Raw genomic sequence first — 16,587 nt, forward strand, 5'->3', positions numbered from 1 at the left:
TCCCCGTCAGCCCAGGAAGGCCCACCATGCACCGCGGTGTCTACTTCGACGCCTGGTTCCCGCGCCAGCACTGCTACCACCCGAGCCTGCCGCCGCGCCGGCTGCGGATGGTCGACGACCTCGTCGACTTCCGCGCCACCGTGCTGGTGTGGGCCTCGATGGGCGGCGGGTCGCTGTCGCTGCCCTACCTCGAGCAGGAGGCCTTCGGCCCCGTCGACGCGCGCTCGCGCTTCTACGGGTTCGTCAACGACAGCGAGTTCATCGCCGCCTGTCACGAGCGGGGCATCAAGGTGCTCGGCATCGTCTTCGAGGCGCAGGGCTGGGAGTTCCCGGTCGAGCTGACCGAGGACGAGACCGAGGTGCTCGCGCTCAACGAGCTCCGCGGCGTCGGCAAGCGGGACTGGATGGGCCTGCGCGAGTTCTCCTCCAACCGCTATCCGAAGCTCTGGAAGCCGGTCGAGCACTACTTCCCCGACGGTCTGGTGAACTCCGACGGAGAGCCGGTCACCGACCTCATCGAGGAGTGCGTGGTCCGCGACATCCACCAGCAACCGTGCCACGCGCACTGGGTGGAGTGTCCAGACCGCGAGCACCGGTGCTACTACATGGACCGCAACAACCCGGTGTGGCGCGAGTACCTCAAGGCCGTCATCCGGATCCAGCTCGACGCCGGTGCCGACGGCATCCAGCTCGACGAGGCCGAGCTCCCGATGGGCGCGTTCCAGTACGGCGCCTGCTTCTGCAAGGACTGCATGAAGGGCTTCCGCGCGCACCTCCAGGACCGCCGACCGGCCGAGCTCGAGGGCGTGGACCTCGCGACGTTCCACTACGGCGACTGGCTCCTCGCACAGGGCTACGACTTCAAGGACGGTCGCGAGAGCACGCCGCTGTTCGGCGACTACTACGCCTTCCAGTGCCTCTCGATCAAGAAGTACTTCGCCGAGCTCGCCGACTACGCGCGTGAGTACGGCCGATCTCTCGGGCGCGAGATCATCCTGTCCGGCAACTTCTTCAACCTCGAGCCGATGTACCTCGCGCTGGCCGACGACGTCGACCTGGTCATCACCGAGATGCGCAACACGACCTACCGGCAGCCGGAGTGGTACCGCTACGTCGCGGCGTTCGCCGGGGACAAGGACGTCGTCGTCGTCGAGAACCCGTACGGCGGCGTGGTGCCCGAGCTGATCGGGCTGCTCGCCGAGGGCAGGGGTCACGACCTCTTCCGGCTCTCGCTCTTTGAGGCGGCGGCCCTCGGCGCCAACATGTCGGTGCCCTACGGCTCCTGGATGGGCTCGGTCATCGAGGACTCCTTCTACGCCCCGCACGGGCTCGCGACGGAGGTCCAGAGCTTCCTCGCCGACCACGAGCAGCTGATCGCGCGGCCGACGGCCAACGAGGTCGCGGTCGTCTTCAGCGTCGAGAGCACCCGCGAGCTGATCGGCAAGGCCGACGCCAGCGACAACACGACCAACCTGCGCGACGACTCGGTCGTCGTGCCCTACCGCGTCGTGACGAGGACGCTCGCTGACGCCGCCGTGCCCTTCGACGTGGTGATCTGGGCCGACGGCGTCACCGCGCCCGACCGGGCGAGCGCCGAGGCGCTGGCGCGCTACTCCACCGTGGTGCTGCCGGACGTGCACGCGATGACGCAGGCGCAGGTCGTGGCCGTCGCGGGCTACCTGGCGGCCGGCGGGACGGTCGTCGCCACGGACCGGGTCGCGAAGCTGCTGCCGAAGCACGAGGGCGTGCGGACGGCCGGCCACGCCGAGCTCGACGAGCTGCTCCCGCACGGTCGGCAGGTCGAGACATCGGTCTCGGTCGCGTCCAACCTCCAGCAGCTCGCGGACGGCTCCCTGGCCCTGCACCTGGTCAACTACGACTACGACCGCGATGCTGACGCCGTGCGCACGCTGACGGACGTGCCGCTGCGGGTGCGGCTGCCCAAGCACAAGCAGCACGCGACCGCGGTGGCCAGCAACGGCTCTCGTACGCCGCTGGAGCTCACGCGGGACGGCGACGCGCACCTCGTACGCCTCGACGAGGTCGGCGTCTACACGATCGTGGTCTTCCACGACGGAGACCTGCCGTGAGGATCGCGGTCCTGCGCGGACCGGAGCGGTTCGAGGTCGACGACGTGCCGGTGCCGCGGATCAGGCCCGACGAGGTGCTGGTGCGCGTCGCCGCCTCGGGCGTCTGCGCCTCGGAGCTCGAGCCCTGGGTCGACGGGCCGTCGACCGGCGAGCCGCGCTACCCGGGTCACGAGGTGAGCGGCGTGGTCGTCGAGACCGGCGCCGAGGTCACCGACCTCGACGTCGGCGTCCGCGTCGGCGTGTGGGTCACCGAGCGCGGCTTCGCCGAGTACGTCGCGGTCCGTGCGGCGTACTGCTTCCCGGCCGGTGACGGCTCCCTCGACGAGGCGCTGGCGGAGCCGCTGTCGTGCGTGGTCAACGCGGTCGAGCTCGCCGATCCCCGGCTGGGCGACGACGTGGTCGTCATCGGCGCCGGGTTCATGGGCAACCTGGTGCAGCAGCTCGTCGCGCTGCGCGGACCGCGGCAGCTGATCGTGGCCGACACCCGTCCGGAAGCGCTCGAGCGCGCGTCCCGCCTGGGCGCCACCAGGGTCGTGGACGTGACCAGGGAGTCGTTGCCCGACGTGGTCCGGTCCCTCACCGACGGCGGAGGAGCGGACCTCACCTTCGAGTGCACCGGCACGCAGGCGGCCCTGACCTCTTGTGGCGAGACGACCCGGATGAGCGGCAAGGTCGCGATCGTCGGCTTCCACCAGGGTCCGTCGCGGGAGATCCCCCTGGCCTACTGGAACTGGATGGCGTTCACCATCCTCAACGCCCACTTCCGCGACCCGGCCGTGATCATGCGCGGCATGGAGGTGGGCATGCGGCTGGTGTCGTCGGGGGTGCTGTCGATGCACGGCCTGGTCACGCACCGGTTCGGGCTCGAGGACATCAACGAGGCGTTCGCGACGTTGAGGGGCAAGCCCGAGGGCTTCGTGAAGGCGGTGATCGCGTTCCCCGACGAGTGAGGCGCCCGGAGCGTCAGACCGTGCCGCGGACGACGAGTGGGCAGGGGAGCACGACCGTGCGCCCCGCGCCGGTGTAGCGGCCGGACATGCGGCTCATCAGCAGGTCGCCGGCGGTGCTGCCGGCCTCGTAGGCCGGGTTGCGGACCGTCGTCAGCTGCGGCGTCACGATGGTGGCGGCGTCGACGTCGTCGAATCCCATGATCGCGACGTCGGTCGGCACGTCGAGGCCCAGCTCGTGGGCGACGTCGAGCGCGCCGATCGCCATCAGGTCGTTGGCGCAGAAGACCGCGTCGGGCCGCCGGTCGAGCGTCATCAGCCCGCGCATCGCGTCGTACCCGCCCTTGCGGGTCCAGTCGCCGCGTGCCATCAGCTCCGTCGGCACCTTGTGCTTCGCGGCCTGCATGGCCGCCCGGAAGCCGGCGGTGCGCTGGGATCCGTACCGCTGCGGCCCCTGGATCATCGCGATGCGCTCGTAGCCGCGGGCCGCGAGGAACGACGCGGCCGCCCGCGACCCGGCCTCGTCGTCGGGGGTCACGGCGTCGCACAGCGGGTGGTCGAGGTGGCCACCGATGCAGATGATCGGCGTCGTGTAGTCGGCCGGGCCGAACGTCACCTCCGACGCCGTCTCGCCCGAGGCGAAGACGATGCCGTCGACACCGCGGTCCATCACGTCCTGGAAGAACTTCCGCTCCCGGTCGCGCTGGCCGTCGGTGCTGCACACGTAGCTGCCGTAGCCGGCGGCATCGACGGCGTCCGCGAGCCCGCGCGTCAGCACGGCGTAGAACGGGTTGGTGATGTCGGGGACGACGACCGCGATCATGTGCGACTGGCGGGTCCGCAGGTTGCGCGCGACGTGGTTGGGCCGGTAGCCGAGCTCCCGGATCGCGTCGAGGACGACGTCGCGCGTGGTGGCGTTGACGACCCGCTTGCCCGAGAGGACGTGGGAGACCGTCGTCGGGCTCACGCCCGCACGATCGGCGACGTGCGCGATGGTGACGCGACCGGGGGAGTCCCCGTTGCGGGTCGGCTCACGGCGCGGCATGCGCGGTACTGTACCCAAGTCAAATCGATTTGAGCGATGAGGTGCGAATGACCGACCCCGTCGAGCGGTTCACGGTCGATTCGCTGCTCGCGCCCGAGGTCGGCGTGCGGGTGCAGCGACCGGAGCTCGCCAGCGTGGGGGTGCACTGGCACGACTACTACGAGCTCGGCCTCGTGCTGTCCGGCACGGCCGAGCACGTCGTCAACGGCCAGCGCGGCCTCCTGCGGCCCGGCAGCGCCTTCCTGCTCTCGCCCGCCGACTTCCACGAGATCCGGGTGGCGGAGGGCGAGTCGCTCGGCTGCTACAACACCGTGCTCGATCCGACCCTCATGGAGCCTCAGCTGGCCGCGCTCGGATCGCAGGTCGTGGCCGGCCTGCCCTGGCGCACCGACGACTTCGGCGACGCGGAGCCGGACTTCGAGCGCCTCCGGGAGGAGCTCGAGCGGCATCGGCCCGGGTCCCGACAGGCCGCGGAGGCGCTCGTCGCGCTGCTCGTGGTCGAGCTGGCCCGTCGGTGCGGGACCGACGTCCCGCACCGGCGGCGCGCCGGTGCCGGTGAGGAGGGACTGCGCCAGGCGGTGCTCTTCGTGGACCGCCACTTCCGCGAGCCGATCACGCTCGCCGACGCCGCCGAGCGGGCGCACCTGTCGCCCAACTACTTCAGCGAGCGGTTCCGGGCCTACGCCGGCGTGCCGTTCCAGCTCTACCTGCAGGAGCGCCGGCTGCGGTTCGCGCGCTCGCTGCTGGCCGCCACGCAGCTGTCCGTGAGCGAGGTCTGCCACGCGTCCGGCTTCAACAGCCTGTCGCACTTCGGGCGCGCGTTCCGGCGCCGGTACGGCGCACCCCCGTCGGCGCCGCGTCGCTCCCCGGAACCAGGTCACGAGCACGTGACAATCTGACGAGGTGTGACGAGAACCACCCGAATCCCTTGACAGGGACCGGCCCGGCAACGATGCTTCCCGCCAAGGAGCCAAACGATTTGCATAGGTCGCATTCGGTCTTCGACAGTGCCCCCTCTGGAGTGAGCAAGGAGCTGGTTCGGTGAGGTCCAAGTTGTCCCGCAAGGTGGCCGCCGTCGCCGCCGTCGTGTCGATCACGTCCCTCGGTCTGGCCGCCTGCGGTGGCGAGTCGGAGGACCCGCAGAGCGAGCCCAAGGGCGAGGGCCAGGGCCAGGTCGAGGACCCGACCGAGCCCACGACCGTCTCGTTCTTCTCCTGGGTGGGCAGCCAGCCCGAGATGAAGAAGCTGGCCCGGGAGTTCCACCAGGAGCACCCCAACATCACGATCAAGTTCGAGAACGTGCCCGCCGAGCAGGCGGCGCAGGTGCTCACCACCCGGATCGCCGGCAACAACGCACCCGACGTCGCCTACGTCAACGCCAGCGACACCGCCGACTACGCCTCGCGCGGCGCGGCGGTGGACCTGCAGAACTACATCGACCGGAGCGAGGTCGTGAAGGCCGACGACTACGTCGATGCCTTCAAGACCTTCGTCACCTACGACGACAAGATGTGGGGCCTGCCGATGGGCGGGGAGACCACCGGTCTCTTCTACCGCACCGACATGTTCGAGGAGGCCGGCCTCGACGGGCCGCCGACCACCTGGGACGAGTTCGAGGAGGACGCGGCGGCACTCACCGACGAGGACGCCGGCACCTACGGCTACGCGGTCTTCGCCCCGGAGTCGGCGTACTACTGGTACCCCTGGCTCTACCAGGCGGGCGGCGACCTGCTGAGTGAGGACGCCGAGATCCTCTTCACCAGCGACGAGGCGAAGGAGGCGGCCGACTACTACATCGGCCTCACCCAGTACGCGCCGCCGGACTACCTGAACTCCAACTCGTGGGACGCGCGGGTCGCCTTCGCCGAGGGTCAGGTCGGCATGTACATGGCGGGCGCCTGGTTCGCGGGCACGCTCGCCGAGGAGTTCCCCGGCATCGACGGCAAGTGGGCGACGGCACCGCTGCCCGACGGGTCGGCCGGCTGCAAGACCACGATCGCCGGTGACGCGCTGGTGATGATGGACCAGACCGACCACCCCGACGCCGCCTGGCTCTGGATGGAGTTCCTCTCCCGGCCGGAGACCATCGCCCGACTGACCTACAAGACGGAGGGCACCCTGCTCCCGCCGCTGACCTCGCTGCTCGAGGGCGACGAGATCGTCGAGGAGAAGCCGGTCCTCGAGGGCTTCATCGACCTGATGCCCTGCGGCGTCGCCAGCACCGTCTCCAACCCGAAGTGGCCCCGGATCGAGACGATCCTCAACGAGGAGCTCGGCAAGTCGATGTACGGCGACCAGTCGCCCGAGGACGCGCTGAACAACACCGCCCAGCAGGCGGAGGCGATCCTGGCCCGAGGCTGACGACCGCCCGCACACCACAAGCACGGAGGCAGGAGAACGTATGTCGACGGCGGTCGCGCCGGTCAGGAAGGACGTCCGGGACACCCGGGTGCGGAAGTTCTTCTGGAGGATGTGGCGTGAGAGGTCGGCGTACCTCTTCATCGCGCCCGGGGTGATCATCTTCTCGGTCTTCACCCTGGCCGCGCTGATCTTCGCGTTCTATCTGACGTTCCACCGGTGGAGCATCATCGAGCCGGAGAAGCCGTACGTCGGGCTGCAGAACTACGAGGACATGATCCACGACGAGCGGTTCGTGCAGTCGGTCCTCAACACGGTCTACTTCACCGGGGCCTCGGTGCCGCTGACGATGATCATCGGGCTCACTCTCGCGCTGTTGCTCAACCAGCCGATCCGCGGCCGGGCGATCTTCCGGACGGCGTACTACCTGCCGGTCGTCACCCCGTTCGTGGTCTCGGCGCTGCTGTGGAAGTGGCTCTACAACGGGGAGTTCGGGCTCTTCAACTACTACCTGCTCAAGGGCCACATCATCGACGAGCCGCTGCTGTGGCTCTCCGACAAGAACCTGGCGATGCCCGCCGTGGTCCTGATGAGCGTGTGGAGCGGCGTCGGCTTCTCGATGGTCGTCTACCTGGCCGGGCTCCAGTCGATCCCCTACGAGCTCTACGAGTCGGCGAAGCTCGACGGCTGCGGGACCTGGCGCCGGATCCGCTACGTCACCATCCCGCTGCTGCGGCCGACGACGCTCTTCCTGCTCGTCATCGGCATCATCGGCTCGTTGCAGGTCTTCACGCAGATCTTCGTGATGACCAGCGGAGGGCCGGTCAACAAGACGACCACGATGGTCTATTACATGTACCTCTGGGCCTTCAAGTACTACGACATGGGCTACGCCAGCACGCTGGCCTTCGCACTCTTCGCGATGCTCCTGGTCTTCACCGCGCTGCAGCTGCGGCTCTTCAAGGACGGAGGCACTCAGTGACAGGCATCACCGAGGAGCCCACCGCCCACCGCCTGGCGTCCGAGGCCGCGCCGGTCCTGCCCCGGCGGGTCCGCAGGCAGAGGAACCGCCGCCCCGCCGGCGCCCCGCGCGAGAAGGAGTACGTCAGCCTCAAGGCCAAGCTGGCGACGTACCTCATCCTCGCGCCGATCGCGATCCTCTTCGTCGCGCCGTTCGCCTGGCTGATCAGCGCGTCCTTCCAGCCGATCAGCACGATCTTCGCCAACCCGCCGACCTGGATCCCGGACAACCCGACCGTCGACGGCTACAAGGGGTTCCTCAACGTCGGCACGCTCACCGAGGCCCAGCAGGCGCAGGGACACGGCGAGTGGCGCTGGTTCCTCAACAGCGCCATCGTCGCGGTGTCCATCACGGTGCTGCAGACCTTCTTCAACGCGCTGTGCGCCTACACGTTCGCGAAGCGGAAGTTCCCCGGCCGCAATGTCATCTTCGTGCTGTTCCTCGGCACGATGATGGTGCCGGGCCAGGTCACGCTGATCCCGAACTACATCATCGTCCAGCACATCCCCTTCTTCGGTGGCAACGACTGGCTGGGCAACGGCGGCCACGGCTGGCTGGACTCCTACTGGGGCCTGATCATGCCCGGTGTCGTGAGTGCGTTCGGGATCTTCCTGCTGCGCCAGTTCATGCTGTCGATCCCCGACGAGCTGCTCGACGCCGCCCGCATCGACGGGGCCAGCGAGTTCCGGATCTTCTGGAGCGTCGTGCTCCCGCTGTGCATGCCGGCCCTCGCCGCCAACGCGATCTTCACCTTCCAGGGCGCGTGGGAGGACTTCTTCTGGCCGCTCATCATCATGTCCGACCCGGAGAAGATCACCGCGCCCGTCGGGCTCGCGCTGTTCGTGGTGCAGAACAAGACGGACTGGAACCTGCTCTTCGCGGGCTCGGTCATCGCCACACTGCCGATGGTCGTCGTCTTCATCATCTTCCAGCGGCACTTCGTCCGCGGCATCGCCGTGACGGGCATCAAGGGGTGAACGCGGCCGACCGGACTCGTGCCGTCGTCGACCGCCTGCTCTCGGCCGGCGACGGGGTGCTGCGATGCGAGCCAGCCTGGGTCGCGCGGGACTTCCTGCCGCCCGGTCGTCGGCTCGGCCTGCCCGAGGACCAGTACGACGTGGGGGAGCGCGGCGCGATCTGCGAGCGCTGGCTGGCGTCCACGACGAAGGCCGACAACCGGGTCGGTCCCGACGACGAGGGGCTCAGCCACGTGGTCGGCGAGCACGGCGAGCGGGTCCTGCTCCGGGACGCGGTCGCCGCGAGTCCCGAGTCGATCCTCGGCACGGCGTACGCCGCGGCGCACCCGGCGGGCCTCGGGCGGCTGGCGAAGATCTTCGACTACGCCTACCGCCTGCCCTACCACATCCACCCGCCGCAGGAGTTCGCGTCGCTCGTGGGCTGTCGGGCCAAGGACGAGTCCTACCACTTCCTGCCCGACGCGGACCGTGGCGCGCACCCGGAGACCTTCTTCGGGGTGCATCCGTGGATCGCCGAGCAGCGCGCCCACGACGTGCTGCTGCCCTACCTGGTGGACTGGGACAGCGACCTGATCCTGCGGCACGCGCGGGCGGAGCTCCAGGTCGCGGGCGAGGGCTTCCACGTGCCGTCCGGGGTGCTGCACGCCCCGGGCACCGGGCTCACGCTCGAGCTCCAGGAGGACTCCGACGTGCTGGCGATGTTCCAGGCGCTCAACGCGGGCCGGATCATCTCCAAGGACCTGCTTTTCAAGGACGTCCGGCCGCAGGACCGCGAGCAGCACGGCGAACGCTTCCCGCTCGGCTTCGTGGACTGGGAGGTCAACGGCGATCCCTGGTTCTACGAGCACCGCCACCTCAGCCCGCAGCCCGTCGTCGGCGCCGGCGGTGACGGCGAGGAGACCTGGGTCTTCTACAACACGACCAGGTACGCCGGGAAGCGGCTGGTCGTCCCGCCCGGTGGCACCCACCGGCTGCGGGAGCCGGGCGTCTACAGCGTCTTCGCGTGGTCGGGGACGGGGCGCCACTCGGGGCACGAGATCTCGGGCGGCGAGCCCGGCCGCGACGAGCTCGTCGTCACCCACGCGGCGGCGACCCGCGACCACGAGGTCGTCAACACCGGCCGCGAGGACCTGGTGGTGTTCCTCTTCTTCGGACCCGACCTCCACACGGAGGCGCCGACCATCCCGGTGCGCACGCAGTGACCGCCGAGGTGACCGTCGGTCTCCTCGGGGCCGGCCTGATCGCCGGCGTGCACGCGCACGCCTACCGCGCCTGTCCGGGCGTGCGGCTGGTCGCCGTCGCGGACCCGGTGCCCGGCAAGGCCGAGCGGCTCGCCGGCCAGCACGACGCGAAGGCCGTGGGCGACCTCGACGACCTTCTCGCGACCGGCGTCGACGTCGTCGACGTCTGCACGCCGCCCACCGCGCACGCCGACGCGACGATCGCAGCGCTGGGGGCGGAGCGGCACGTGCTCTGCGAGAAGCCGATCACCCGCACCATGGACGACGCACGCCGGGTGCTCGCGGCCGCCGAGGCCGCCCCCGGCCTGCTGTCGATCGGGCAGGTCGCCCGCTACGCCCCCGACCACCGGCTCGCCCGCGACCTCGTGCGCGCCGGCGAGATCGGGGAGCTGCGGATGGTCACGCACTCCACGACGTCCTCGCTGCCGGGCTGGAGCGAGGCCGGCTGGTTGACGGACCCGGCGACGTCCGGTGGGCCGCTGCTCGACCAGGCCGTGCACGGCTTCGACTATGCGCGGTGGGTGATCGGCAGCCCCGCCGTACGCGTGCACTGCATGGCCGCGGACAGCGGCGCCGGTCCCGCGACGTACACCCTGTCGACGGTCCGCTACGAGAGCGGCGCGATCGCCCACGTCGAGTGCAGCTGGGCCCACCCGGCCTCGCGCGGGTTCAAGCTGCGCGCCGAGCTCGTCGGCACCGGGGGTCGGCTGTCGTGGGACAACGACCACCAGATGGCCGGGGTGCTCCACGCCCGCGAGGGCGACCCGGAGTGGTGGGACGCCCTCGGCGACCGCGAGTTCACCCGCGAGCTCGGCGCGTTCTTCGATGCCTGTCGCGCCGGCGGCCCGCCCCCGGTGCCGGCGGTCGAGGCGACCGAGTCGCTGCGCATGGCGCTCGCGGCCCTCGAGTCCGCTCGTTCTGGCCGGACCGTCGACCTGACGACCTGGGAGGTCTCGTGACCCGGATCGGGATCCTCGGCGCCGCGCACACGGGTCACGCCTGGGCCTACGCCCGGGCGCTGACGGAGTCGTCCGACGCCGAGGTGGTCGGCGTCCACGACGACGAGCCCGAGCACACCCGCTGGATCCGCCAGGACTTCGGCCTCGCGTCTGCCGAGTCCGCCGAGCAGCTGGTCGGGTCCGTCGACGCCGTGCTGGTCTGCAGTGCCAACGACGAGCACCGGGCGCACGTCGAGCTCGCCGCCGCGCACGGCAAGCACGTGCTCTGCGAGAAGCCGATCGCCACCACCCTCGACGACGCCGAGGCGATGGTGGCTGCCTGTACGGCGGCCGGTGTCCAGCTGCACGTGGCCTTCGGGTCCCGCTTCCTGCCGGTCGTGGCCCGCGCCCGGGCGGCCGTGCTCGAGGGGCGCCTGGGCGAGATCATCGGCATGGTCGGCGCCAACCGGGGTCGGCCGCCGCTGCCGCCGGCGTACCCGGCCTGGATCACCGACCCGGTCGCCGCGGGCGGGGGAGCGCTCATCGACCACTCGGTGCACGTCACCGACGTCATGCGCCACCTCACCGGCCTGGAGGTCGCCGAGGTGTCGGCCGAGGCGGGCGCGCTGCTCTGGGGTCTGGCCGTCGACGACGTCGCGGTGGTGTCGCTGCGCTTCGACAACGGCGCGGTCGGCAGCATCGACCCGAGCTGGTCCGTGCCGGCGGACCACCCGTGGGACTACGACTTCTCGCTGCGCGTGGTCGGCACCGAGGGGGCGCTCGACCTGACGGACGGCGCGGAGTCGGTGCAGCTGGTCGGCGCCCGCGAGGGCGGCGGCCGCGGCCTGCGCCACGCCTCCTTCGCGGACGACCACGACCGCGTGATGATCGAGGCGTTCCTCGCGTCGGTGCGCGCCGGCACCGTGCTCGACCCGTGTGCGACCGGAGACGACGGACTGCGGGCCCTGGAGGTGGCGCTGGCCGGCTACCGGTCCGCGGCCGGCGGCGTGGCGGTCGCGGTCCGGTAGCCGCCTCGCGCGGCGGGGTGGCTACTTCTCGAGCTGCCAGAGCGGCTCGCGCACCGGGGCGTGCCGGAAGGCCCGGCTGATCGCGTGGTAGGCCGGCTTCGGGTTCAATCGGCGGTCGAAGGCGAGTGGCCGGCGGTGCGACCCGTCCTCGCGGGGCTGGTCCTCGTCGAGCCACGTGTAGCGGTCGGTGAGGCCGAAGGCGACGACCACCTTGACGGCGCTCTCGTCGAGCGTCACGTCGAGATAGCGGCGGTAGACGTCGGCCACCTTGCGGTCCCGCTTCCTCGGGTTCTTCGGGAGTCCCTCGTCGAGCACGTCGAGCTCGGTGACCAGGATCGGCAGGCCACGGTCGGCGATCTCGCGGAGGAAGTTGCGGTAGCGCCTCTCGTGGAACCGCTGGGCGAACCGGTCGGCGAGCAGGTGGCCCTGGATGCCCACCGCCTGCACGGGGGCGCCCTGGTCGAGCAGCCGGTCGATGGCCTTGAGATAGGCGCGCTGCCGCGGCCCGGGCCGGTCGCCCCACTCGTTGACGGTCTCGAAGCCGAACTCGTTGATGATCCGGAGCGCGCCGGGGTCCTTCTCGGCGGCGATGTGGAAGCACTCGGCGATGTAGCCGGGCCCGATGGTGCTGTACCACGGCACGTTCTTGCGGAAGCCGTGCTTGTCGGCCTCGTTCGGGTCGGTCACCTCGTTGGCGACGATCCAGCCGTTCACCCGACCCTGGTAGTGCTCGACCTCGGCCCTCACGACGCCGTAGAGCAGATCCTCCGCGTCCTGGCGGTTGAGGTCCCACAGGTCGGCGTCGGTCCAGCCCTCGCCGAAGCCCTCGTCCCAGGCGAGGTGTGCCGCGATGACCAGCTGATCGTTGCGCTCGGCGAAGCCGATGATCTGGTCCCCGGGCTCGAAGTTCAGCGGCGCCTTGGGCTTGGGCTTGAGCTGGTACCAGAGCAGGTCGTCCTCGGTGAAGAGCAGCCCCGCCTCCCGGTCGTGGAGCCCGCGGTAGCCCTTGTCGAGCTGCCAGGTCGCGATCGACGACCCGAAGACGATCCCCTTCCGGCCGGCCTGGCGCCACAGGGGAAGGCGACCGGTCGGCTGCAGGGTGCCGGCCGGTGCGAGAGCCGCGGCAGCCTCGGCAAGTGGTCCCGCCCCGACGGCGAGGCCGGCGGCGGCTCCGGCGGCGCCGGTCAGGAGCGATCGGCGGGCAACGGTGGTGGTGGTGTCGTGCATGGCGGCTCCTCGGGGTGGGACCGTCTCGGCGGTCCGTGTGACGGGGGTCACGCAAAACGATTGGCACGACGGTAGGCCGTGACCGGGTGCCACGACAAGCCCCGACGCGGACGGGCTCAGGTGTGCAGCACGACCTCGCCGTCGTGCTGCGTGACGCGGTAGGTCTTGAGGCCCACTCGCTTGGGCTCGAGCAGCGACCGGCCGCTCGCGAGGTCGAACTCCCAACCGTGCCAGGGGCAGCGGATCACCCGGTCGTCCATGCCGTACACCAGCTCGTGGGGTCCGGATGGCACGAGCGTGCCGCTCAGCGAGCCGGTGCACATCGAGGCACCCATGTGCGGGCAGCGATCGCTGACCGCGAAGAACTCGTCGCCGACGCTGATGACGCCGACGGGGCGCCCGTTGACGTCGACGACCCGGCAGCCCTCGCTGCGGATCTCCTCGACGGTCCCGACTCGCACGTCCATCCGATCCACCCGTCCGTTGCTCTATCGCGGTGCCAAACGATTTGCTATGCATGACTCTGACGGTTCAGGCACCGTCTCCGCAACGGTTGTCCGCACAGGAGTGACCTCATGACCGAACTGCTCGACCAGCCCGCCGCCGAGGACGCCGCACCGAGTCGCTACCGACTGGTCGACTGCGACGTGCACCCGATCATGAAGGGCGGCATGGGCGACCTCCGGCCGTACCTCTCGCAGGCCGCGCAGCGCCGACTCGGCCTCGACGAGCGGCGCAGCCTCAGCACGGTCGGCCACCGCGAGGCGGTGTCGATCCCGCGGAACATGCTCTACGTCAACCAGGCCGGCGTGCTGCGCGACGACGCCCGCGCCCCGGACGGGTCCGCGCCGGGCGCCGATCCGGCGTTCACGGCGCAGCAGCTGCTGGACGCCCACGAGATCGACCGGGCCGTGCTGATCGGCGGCGAGGTGCTGGGGCTGGGCGCGATGCCCGATCCGGACGCCGCGGCGATGATCGCCTCGGCGTACAACGACTGGCTGGCCACGACGTGGTTCGACGCCGACGACCGCTACCGCGGCTACCTGGTGGTCGGCGCCCAGGATCCGCTGCTGGCCGCGCAGGAGATCCGGCGCGCCTCGGAGGACCGGCGCTTCGTCGGCGTACTGCTGCCGCTGACCAACATCCTCATGGGTCAGCGGCACTACTACCCGATCTACGAGGCCGCCAACGAGGTCGGGATCCCAGTCGCGGTCCATCCCAACTCGGGCGAGGGCATCTTCCGCACCTCGCCGCCGATGGCCGGCGGCACGCCGACCTACTACGTGGAGTGGCACAGCGGGCTGAGCCAGGTCTTCCAGGCGAACGTGATCAGCCTGGTCGTGCACGGGGTCTTCGAGCGCTTCCCCAACCTCAAGGTGGTCCTGACCGAGGGTGGGCTCGGCTGGATCCCGGATGTGATGTGGCGGCTGGACAAGAACGTCAAGGGCCTGCGCGACGAGGTGCCGTGGATCCGGCGGCTCCCGAGCGAGTACCTCGTCGACCACGTGCGCTTCACCACCCAGCCGCTGCCGGAGCCGAAGCGGCGCCACCACCTCCACGTGCTCTGCGAGATCGCCCGCGCCGACAGGACGCTGATGTTCAGCTCGGACTACCCGCACTGGGACTTCGACGACCCGCGGCACGCCCTGACGACCCTGCCCGCCGACATCCGGCAGCGCGTCGCGAGCGAGAACGCGATCGAGACCTACGGAGACCGGTTGTAGCCGGGGGCCCGCACAGGGTCGCCGCCCCGGCGCGGGGTGGCTGGATCATCCCGGACCGCCGGGGTGCGCGAGATCGTAGGCGCGAGCGACCTTCTGGGGCACGACCATGCGCCACGCGTCGACGACGAGCTCCCGTGCCTCTGCCGGGTCCAGCGCCGCCAGGTCGGCATGGACCCAGTTGAAGCGCAGGTCCGCCGCCGACGGCTGGTGGAACTTCTGCGGCTCTCCCGCGACGAGTGCGTCCCGCTCCACCTTGGGGAAGGCGAACCCCATCACGGTCTCGTCGAGGGAGAACGCGACGTACACGATCTGTCGGACTCGGAACTTGAGCCTGCCCCGTACGAAGACCTCGTAGGAGCGTTCGAGCTCGGTGCCCAACCAGCGGACGTCCTCGAGCGTCGCCATGCGAACTCCCGAGAACGCAGATCTACGCGACTTCGCGCTTGAGCAACTCGGCTGCGTTCCTCAGCGACACGATGTCGGCCACGAGCCGGTGGATCTCGTCGCGGCATTCGTCCAGCACCGGGTCGGCAGCGCCGTCGGCCTCGCGCAAGTGTTGCTGGAGCTGCGAGGCCCGACTCAGCGCCGCGGCCGCGGATCTGTCGACGAGTTCAGCTACGCCCATGCCTATGCCCCCTCAGGCAGTACCCCGGCGCCCCCTGCGCCGAGCCCCGGCCTGCGTGAGCGCCGGAGCCACCATTAACTCCTGTGGGAGCGCTGCCATGGGACCCGCTTGAGGGAATCTTGCACGGCATTGTGATTCAGCACTCAGCACCTCGCCTGCTGTGCGGCCCGCCCGAGGAGTTGGTCAGGGCTTGTCGTGGCTGCTCCGGAGCACCGCGCGTCGCGCCCGATACTCGCCCTCGTCGATCTCGCCGTCGGCGTAGCGCTCCGCGAGTCGACGCTCACCGGCGCGCGGCCCTGCGTGCAGCGCGCGCTGGCGGGCGTTGACGGCGAAGAGCGTGATGACGGCCGCGATGACGAGGAGCCAGACGATGGGGAAGATGGGCCACCAGTCGGGCCGATCCCAGTGATCCGCGCTCTGGGCGATGACGTCGGCGGTGATGATGTCGGTGAACATGTGTGCTCCCTCGTGGGTGTTGGATGACACACCCAGCCTGGATCGAGCAGCTCGCGGTGACATCCGCGCGGCGGCGACCCCGGCGTACGCAATCTGACGTACGACGACCCCGAGGGGACCCCGAGGCGGTCAGGGGCGTCCTGCTCTCGAGTCACCATGCGAAGATCGACTGTCGTCATGTTGTCGAGGAGCAGCCGATCGGGCGAGCAGGGGAGGGCCTCGGTGGCCTCCGTCAGTCTCGTCCGCTGAAGATGCCGGACCGAGATTCCAGCTCACGATGTGGAGGGACCCGGAATTGCCTGTGCGAACGGGGTTGATCGACGAGGCGTCTGCGGAGTTCGAACGAGTGGTCCGTCAGCTTCCTGAGGACTCATGGGATCGGCCTACGCCGTCGGAGGTCTCCGTCCGCGAGCTGATCGAGCACGTGGTGGTGGGGAACCGATTCACGGCGATGCTTCTCGAGGACGTTGATCGCGCCGCAGCGAAGGCCAGCCTTACGGGTGATCCACTCGGAGCTGATCCGGTCGCCGCAGTGGCTGACTCGGTACGGCAGCAGAAGGAGGCGTTCGCCGCAGCAGCGCCGGGCCAGCCTGTCGCCGGCCCGAAGGGTGTCATCCCCGCTGCCGCGTTCTTGCGGTTTCGTCTCGTCGACCTGGTGGTTCATGCCTGGGACCTTCTGCGCGCCGCGAACTTGAAGGAGGACCTCGATCCGCGACTCGTTGCCGACCTCGTCGAGGTGGTCGAGCCTCACCTCGACGAGATGCTCGCGTACGGTGCTTACGGCGCGGGCCCCAGCGGCACGCTTCCCCCCGATGCTTCACCGCAGACCCGCCTGCTCGATTGGTTCGGGCGTCGACCGTAGGGAATCCGATCGGCGGATGAGGACTTCTCTACCGCCGATCCCGCCAAC

The 16,587-nt window shown here is 70.2% G+C and carries 17 protein-coding genes; 11 read left to right on the forward strand and 6 right to left on the reverse strand.

Features of this window, described 5'->3' with window-relative positions; genetic code table 11:
- The first annotated feature begins 26 nt into the window (after window positions 1-26).
- Together PZ894_RS17700 and PZ894_RS17705 are read left to right on the forward strand one after the other, a co-directional pair.
- Window positions 27-2,090: an alpha-amylase family protein gene (locus PZ894_RS17700; protein ID WP_275746824.1), complete on the forward strand. Its 2,064-nt coding sequence runs from the start codon at window positions 27-29 to the stop codon at window positions 2,088-2,090.
- Window positions 2,087-3,040, forward strand: coding sequence for a zinc-binding dehydrogenase (locus tag PZ894_RS17705; protein ID WP_275746825.1), 954 nt, complete (start codon window positions 2,087-2,089; stop codon window positions 3,038-3,040). The genes PZ894_RS17700 and PZ894_RS17705 overlap by 4 nt, the downstream gene beginning before the upstream one ends.
- 13 nt (window positions 3,041-3,053) lie before the next feature.
- On the opposite strand, the gene PZ894_RS17710 is transcribed toward PZ894_RS17705, so the two are convergent.
- Entirely contained in the window at window positions 3,054-4,082 is a 1,029-nt protein-coding gene (locus tag PZ894_RS17710; RefSeq protein ID WP_275746826.1) for a LacI family DNA-binding transcriptional regulator, read from the reverse strand.
- A 47-nt stretch (window positions 4,083-4,129) separates the two neighbouring features.
- Here PZ894_RS17710 and PZ894_RS17715 point away from each other — a divergent pair, with 47 nt between their 5' ends.
- The 7 genes from PZ894_RS17715 to PZ894_RS17745 all read left to right on the forward strand — a co-directional run bounded on the left by PZ894_RS17715 (window position 4,130) and on the right by PZ894_RS17745 (window position 11,645).
- The gene (locus PZ894_RS17715) at window positions 4,130-4,981 is read left to right on the forward strand and encodes an AraC family transcriptional regulator (RefSeq protein WP_275746828.1); all 852 of its coding nucleotides are present in this window, start codon (window positions 4,130-4,132) and stop codon (window positions 4,979-4,981) included.
- A gap of 142 nt (window positions 4,982-5,123) precedes the next feature.
- On the forward strand, window positions 5,124-6,443 hold the full coding sequence (locus PZ894_RS17720; protein WP_275746829.1) for a sugar ABC transporter substrate-binding protein: 1,320 nt from the start codon (window positions 5,124-5,126) through the stop codon (window positions 6,441-6,443).
- A 40-nt stretch (window positions 6,444-6,483) separates the two neighbouring features.
- The gene (locus PZ894_RS17725) at window positions 6,484-7,422 is read left to right on the forward strand and encodes a sugar ABC transporter permease (protein ID WP_275746831.1); all 939 of its coding nucleotides are present in this window, start codon (window positions 6,484-6,486) and stop codon (window positions 7,420-7,422) included.
- Complete coding sequence (locus PZ894_RS17730) at window positions 7,419-8,438, forward strand: carbohydrate ABC transporter permease (RefSeq protein WP_275746833.1); 1,020 nt, start codon at window positions 7,419-7,421, stop codon at window positions 8,436-8,438. Before PZ894_RS17725 ends, PZ894_RS17730 begins: the two co-directional genes overlap by 4 nt.
- A complete protein-coding gene (locus tag PZ894_RS17735; RefSeq protein WP_275746835.1) occupies window positions 8,435-9,640 on the forward strand; it encodes a hypothetical protein in 1,206 nt (401 codons plus the stop codon). Before PZ894_RS17730 ends, PZ894_RS17735 begins: the two co-directional genes overlap by 4 nt.
- Window positions 9,637-10,638 carry a Gfo/Idh/MocA family oxidoreductase gene (locus PZ894_RS17740; protein ID WP_275746837.1) on the forward strand — a complete coding sequence of 334 codons (1,002 nt, stop codon included), beginning with the start codon at window positions 9,637-9,639 and terminating at the stop codon, window positions 10,636-10,638. The genes PZ894_RS17735 and PZ894_RS17740 overlap by 4 nt, the downstream gene beginning before the upstream one ends.
- Window positions 10,635-11,645, forward strand: a complete 1,011-nt coding sequence (locus PZ894_RS17745; RefSeq protein WP_275746839.1) for a Gfo/Idh/MocA family oxidoreductase — start codon at window positions 10,635-10,637, stop codon at window positions 11,643-11,645. The genes PZ894_RS17740 and PZ894_RS17745 overlap by 4 nt, the downstream gene beginning before the upstream one ends.
- 21 nt (window positions 11,646-11,666) lie before the next feature.
- Here PZ894_RS17745 and PZ894_RS17750 read toward each other — a convergent pair whose 3' ends face one another.
- Both PZ894_RS17750 and PZ894_RS17755 read right to left on the reverse strand, forming a co-directional pair.
- Entirely contained in the window at window positions 11,667-12,872 is a 1,206-nt protein-coding gene (locus PZ894_RS17750) for an endo-1,4-beta-xylanase (protein ID WP_275746840.1), read from the reverse strand.
- 116 nt (window positions 12,873-12,988) lie between these two features.
- The gene (locus PZ894_RS17755) at window positions 12,989-13,339 is read right to left on the reverse strand and encodes a Rieske (2Fe-2S) protein (RefSeq protein ID WP_275746841.1); all 351 of its coding nucleotides are present in this window, start codon (window positions 13,337-13,339) and stop codon (window positions 12,989-12,991) included.
- Window positions 13,340-13,447: 108 nt separating this feature from the next.
- On the opposite strand from PZ894_RS17755, the gene PZ894_RS17760 reads away from it, so the two are divergent.
- Window positions 13,448-14,596, forward strand: a complete 1,149-nt coding sequence (locus tag PZ894_RS17760) for an amidohydrolase family protein (RefSeq protein ID WP_275746843.1) — start codon at window positions 13,448-13,450, stop codon at window positions 14,594-14,596.
- Between the two features lie 45 nt (window positions 14,597-14,641).
- Here PZ894_RS17760 and PZ894_RS17765 read toward each other — a convergent pair whose 3' ends face one another.
- From PZ894_RS17765 to PZ894_RS17775, 3 genes are all read right to left on the reverse strand, one after another.
- Window positions 14,642-15,001 (reverse strand): hypothetical protein, encoded by a 360-nt coding sequence (locus PZ894_RS17765; RefSeq protein WP_275746844.1) that lies wholly within the window; start codon window positions 14,999-15,001, stop codon window positions 14,642-14,644.
- Between the two features lie 22 nt (window positions 15,002-15,023).
- Window positions 15,024-15,221: a hypothetical protein gene (locus PZ894_RS17770; RefSeq protein ID WP_275746845.1), complete on the reverse strand. Its 198-nt coding sequence runs from the start codon at window positions 15,219-15,221 to the stop codon at window positions 15,024-15,026.
- A gap of 183 nt (window positions 15,222-15,404) precedes the next feature.
- Window positions 15,405-15,677: an SHOCT domain-containing protein gene (locus tag PZ894_RS17775; RefSeq protein WP_275746846.1), complete on the reverse strand. Its 273-nt coding sequence runs from the start codon at window positions 15,675-15,677 to the stop codon at window positions 15,405-15,407.
- A gap of 313 nt (window positions 15,678-15,990) precedes the next feature.
- Between PZ894_RS17775 and PZ894_RS17780 the strand changes: the two genes are divergently transcribed.
- Entirely contained in the window at window positions 15,991-16,539 is a 549-nt protein-coding gene (locus tag PZ894_RS17780) for a TIGR03086 family metal-binding protein (RefSeq protein ID WP_275746847.1), read from the forward strand.
- The last annotated feature ends 48 nt before the right edge of the window (window positions 16,540-16,587 follow it).

It is taken from the genome of Nocardioides sp. YIM 152315 (assembly GCF_029210375.1).
Lineage (GTDB): Bacteria > Actinomycetota > Actinomycetes > Propionibacteriales > Nocardioidaceae > Nocardioides.

Bases quoted from the DNA above. Each gene is read 5' to 3' on its own strand.
- PZ894_RS17710 (WP_275746826.1), bottom strand. From the start codon at position 4,082: ATGCCGCGCCGTGAGCCGACCCGCAACGGGGACTCCCCCGGTCGCGTC.
- PZ894_RS17750 (WP_275746840.1), bottom strand. From the start codon at position 12,872: ATGCACGACACCACCACCACCGTTGCCCGCCGATCGCTCCTGACCGGC.
- PZ894_RS17715 (WP_275746828.1), top strand. From the start codon at position 4,130: ATGACCGACCCCGTCGAGCGGTTCACGGTCGATTCGCTGCTCGCGCCC.
- PZ894_RS17760 (WP_275746843.1), top strand. From the start codon at position 13,448: ATGACCGAACTGCTCGACCAGCCCGCCGCCGAGGACGCCGCACCGAGT.
- PZ894_RS17770 (WP_275746845.1), bottom strand. From the start codon at position 15,221: ATGGGCGTAGCTGAACTCGTCGACAGATCCGCGGCCGCGGCGCTGAGT.
- PZ894_RS17700 (WP_275746824.1), top strand. From the start codon at position 27: ATGCACCGCGGTGTCTACTTCGACGCCTGGTTCCCGCGCCAGCACTGC.
- PZ894_RS17725 (WP_275746831.1), top strand. From the start codon at position 6,484: ATGTCGACGGCGGTCGCGCCGGTCAGGAAGGACGTCCGGGACACCCGG.
- PZ894_RS17775 (WP_275746846.1), bottom strand. From the start codon at position 15,677: ATGTTCACCGACATCATCACCGCCGACGTCATCGCCCAGAGCGCGGAT.
- PZ894_RS17765 (WP_275746844.1), bottom strand. From the start codon at position 15,001: ATGGCGACGCTCGAGGACGTCCGCTGGTTGGGCACCGAGCTCGAACGC.
- PZ894_RS17755 (WP_275746841.1), bottom strand. From the start codon at position 13,339: ATGGACGTGCGAGTCGGGACCGTCGAGGAGATCCGCAGCGAGGGCTGC.